The sequence below is a fragment of the Salinivibrio sp. PR919 genome (genome assembly GCF_001995355.1).
GTDB classification, from domain to species: domain Bacteria; phylum Pseudomonadota; class Gammaproteobacteria; order Enterobacterales; family Vibrionaceae; genus Salinivibrio; species Salinivibrio proteolyticus.
This window is the reverse complement of record NZ_MUFL01000145.1, coordinates 1-3,666: the sequence shown is the minus strand read 5'-3', so window position 1 is coordinate 3,666 and position 3,666 is coordinate 1. Positions and strand designations below refer to the sequence as shown.

The following is a 3,666-nucleotide window of genomic DNA, read 5'->3' as shown; positions in this document are numbered from 1 at the left end:
CAATACTACATAAATTATTAAGGCCTATTTTTCATTATTTATTTTCTATTCGCAATATTTGTTACTCATATTAAAGGGTGTTTTTTTAAATGTGCCTAAATTTTGGGTGATTGCGACTGATTTCATCGACACTTGATAGCGTGAAGGTTTAAGTGGTGGCTTTTTAAACGTGAATAGTTGCGATAGTGAACATCTTGTGTAGAATGCTCCACKCTTAACGTAGAGGTGCGTTGTTTATAAGTAGTGTGCACGAGGGTGATGCCAGTGACCGCACATGAAAGGAGCCAACGCCGAAGCCAGTAAGGCCATCATGCCGACTGTGCTGGGGCTGTTACCGAATAGGGGCAGCACTGCCATAGTAATTAGGACACACTATGGAGCGCTACTGTAGGAGGCAAGTTGTTTGCTGTGTGTTACCACGCCTTACCAGTCTTCGTTTCTGCAGTAGATCTCCAACCAATTGGTTGATACTGAGATCATGAACTTAACAGACTTTTCTTCATCCGCTTTATCGTTACTTCCACCTTTGTTGGCTTTGGGCCTTGCCATTGCAACACGCCGCGTGCTGTTGTCGCTAGGCATGGGGATTGTACTCGGTACCTTGCTACTCGCTGACTTTTCCCTAGGGACATCGGCGCAATACCTTTTTGATGTGGTTGCCGGACTATTTGTGGCTGACGGCAGTATTAATAGCTGGAATATGAGTATTCTTGCTTTCCTCGTATTACTGGGAATGATCACTGCTTTATTGTCACTCTCTGGGGGAACACGAGCGTTTGCCAATTGGGCACAAAGCCGAATTAAAAGCAAACGAGGAGCAAAGCTGCTGGCGGCTTTCTTAGGCGTATTTATTTTCGTGGATGACTATTTTAATAGCTTAGCGGTGGGGGCTGTCTCGCGCCCTGTCACTGATCGCTTCCACGTGTCTCGAGCGAAGCTGGCGTATATTCTCGATTCGACCGCCGCACCCATGTGTGTTATCACCCCCGCGTCGAGCTGGGGCGCTTATATCATTACCGTCATCGGCTCGATTTTAGTCGCACATGGGGTGACTGATTACACGCCGCTCGGCGCCTTTGTCACCATGATCCCGATGAACTTCTATGCAATCTTTGCGCTTTTGCTGGTTTTTGCAGTGATTTGGTTTCAGCTTGATATTGGCCCCATGCGTCAATTTGAATACCAAGCAAAAAAAGGCAGTCGCTTAGGGGATGAAAGCGACAATTGTGCCGATCTTTGTGACGATCTTGGGATTGAAGAAAGCGAGCACGGCACGGTTTCTGATCTGGTGTTACCGATTGTGGTCCTCGTTGTGGCGACCATCAGTGCGATGCTCTACACTGGCGCACAAGCGTTAGCGGGTGACGATGTATCCTTCTCAGTACTCGGTGCGTTTGAGAACACGGATGTAGGAATGTCGCTTCTGATGGGAGGCGCGGCTGGACTTATCGTTGCTTTAGCCATGACGATCAAACAGGGGATTGGTGCGTCTGCGATCAGCAAAACCTTATGGGTCGGAGCGAAATCCATGTTTGGGGCCATTCTTATTCTGCTGTTTGCATGGTCCATTGGCCATATCATTGGCGATTTGCAAACGGGTAAATATCTGTCTTCATTGGTGCAGGGCAATATGCCGTCTGAGCTACTCCCTGTTGTGCTCTTCTCACTCGCGGCAGTGATGGCATTTGCGACCGGTACCTCATGGGGAACCTTTGGTATCATGCTACCAATCGCTGGCGATCTGGCTGCGGCAACGGAAATTTCCTTGATGTTACCTATGCTGTCGGCGGTATTAGCCGGTGCGGTGTTTGGTGACCATTGTTCACCAATCTCAGATACCACCATCTTGTCATCCACAGGGGCACGCTGCGGGCATATTGATCATGTCTCGACACAGTYGCCTTACGCGATTGGTGGCGCTCTGGTGTCCGCGGTTGGCTTTTTGGTCCTTGGCTTTACCGTATCACTATGGTTGGCATTTGCTGCCACGACACTGGCCTTTGTCGCGCTTTGTTTTGCGCTACTGTGGCTGAAAAAGCGCCCGTGCAAAGCCATGGCCTAATCTCGCTCGCGACTACCTCATAATAGGATTGAGCGCAAAGCCCCGCTGGTCGGGGCTTTCCTTTTTGATGAGATCCGGTAGCATGCTGGATTGATTTTAAGCCTGATGACCGAATAATCCGAGATAACAATGGCGCAGCTTTATTTTTATTACTCCGCAATGAATGCCGGTAAGTCGACAACACTTTTGCAATCAGCCTTTAATTATCAAGAGCGAGGCATGCAGCCCCTGTTATATACAGCGGCAATCGATGACCGATATGGTCAAGGAAAAATTAGCTCACGCATTGGTTTAGAGACAGAGGCGCACCTGTACCACAATGAAACCAATTTATTCGAACATGTTTCAGCCATTCAAGAACATGAAAAAGTAGACTGCCTGTTACTGGATGAAAGTCAGTTTCTCACCAAACAGCAAGTGCTTGAGTTAACTGATGTGGTCGATAAATTGCGTATTCCTGTGTTGTGTTATGGGTTGCGCACTGACTTTCGAGGAGAGCTATTTGAAGGCTCTCAATACTTACTCGCTTGGGCGGATAAGTTAGTAGAACTAAAAACGGTTTGTCATTGTGGTCGAAAAGCCAATCGAGTGATCCGCCAAGATGCAAAAGGCAATGCGATTGCTGATGGCGATCAAGTCGTGATCGGTGGCAACGAGCGTTATGTGTCGGTGTGCCGGTTGCACTATAAAGAAGCACTTGGCTTGCTATGAGCATGTTCTGCGATGGGCAAGTGTCTCGATAAGATAGAGCGCGCCGAGTACGAAAAAAAGCGAACGCATTGCGCTCGCTTTTTCCTTTGTAACCGTCGCGAATAACGCGTTGTTATTTCGCTGCTTCTTGTTCAACAGGGACGATTTGGCTCGCATGGTAGCCTTTCGGTCCTTCTTGAACCTCGTAGCTGACGGTCTGACCCGCTTTCAATGTCCTGTATCCATCCATTTGGATTGTAGAGTAATGCGCAAAAACGTCGCCTTCTCCTTCTTCAGGACAAATAAAGCCGAATCCCTTGGCGTTGTTAAACCATTTTACTGTACCAGTTTCCATGCGAAACATCCCTCTTGCATCAAACTTTTGCATACCTTGCAATAAACTAAGTGCCCACTCATGACCTCTGCGCTAGCACGCATCAGACAGCATTTGCTCAAGATGGTGAGCGTGTGATCAAAAAGTGGTTAGTTTATCTACCACAACTCACACTGTAGTAGATACTTTTAGGCAGTCAAGTATCGATAATAACTTATAACAACATTTTCATAGTAATCCGGAAAAGTGTGAGAGAATGAGAATAAATGCATAAAAAACAATAATGTCATTTTCATGAATCTATCGAGTCACCTCTCACTATCGGTGATCGGTACATGGCTGTTTGCTATAGGTGGAATGTCTCTTAATTATTATAATTTCAGCCATTTATGTAGTTTTTATAGTGTTGTTCATCTCACGATACAAGCTGAAATTGCCTCGTGTCGTGAATGAAATCGCAATCATCGGGTGTAATAAATTTTATTGTTTTATGAATAATTTATTACGTCTAAATACTGAGATAGATTTAGCGTAAATCCCTTTTTCAATCCCATCCACACAGTTATTTCCACTTCATGGT

At 46.2% G+C, this 3,666-nt stretch carries 3 protein-coding genes and 1 riboswitch; of the genes, 2 read left to right on the top strand and 1 reads right to left on the bottom strand.

Annotated features, from left to right (window positions below):
- Nucleotides 1–212 precede the first annotated feature (212 nt).
- A riboswitch (Lysine riboswitch) is annotated at nucleotides 213–393 on the top strand.
- A gap of 85 nt (nucleotides 394–478) precedes the next feature.
- Nucleotides 479–2,062 (top strand): Na+/H+ antiporter NhaC family protein, encoded by a 1,584-nt coding sequence (locus BZG83_RS16080; RefSeq protein WP_077482061.1) that lies wholly within the window; start codon nucleotides 479–481, stop codon nucleotides 2,060–2,062.
- A gap of 129 nt (nucleotides 2,063–2,191) precedes the next feature.
- Complete coding sequence (locus BZG83_RS16075; RefSeq protein WP_077482059.1) at nucleotides 2,192–2,773, top strand: thymidine kinase; 582 nt, start codon at nucleotides 2,192–2,194, stop codon at nucleotides 2,771–2,773.
- A gap of 112 nt (nucleotides 2,774–2,885) precedes the next feature.
- Here the strand turns inward: BZG83_RS16075 and cspD are convergent, their stop codons facing one another.
- On the bottom strand, nucleotides 2,886–3,107 hold the full coding sequence (cspD, locus tag BZG83_RS16070) for a cold shock domain-containing protein CspD (RefSeq protein WP_069588926.1): 222 nt from the start codon (nucleotides 3,105–3,107) through the stop codon (nucleotides 2,886–2,888).
- Nucleotides 3,108–3,666: the final 559 nt, after the last annotated feature.

What these genes read in the sequence shown, in the direction of transcription:
- cspD (WP_069588926.1), bottom strand. Translation starts at nt 3,107, where the DNA reads ATGGAAACTGGTACAGTAAAATGGTTTAACAACGCCAAGGGATTCGGC.
- BZG83_RS16075 (WP_077482059.1), top strand. Translation starts at nt 2,192, where the DNA reads ATGGCGCAGCTTTATTTTTATTACTCCGCAATGAATGCCGGTAAGTCG.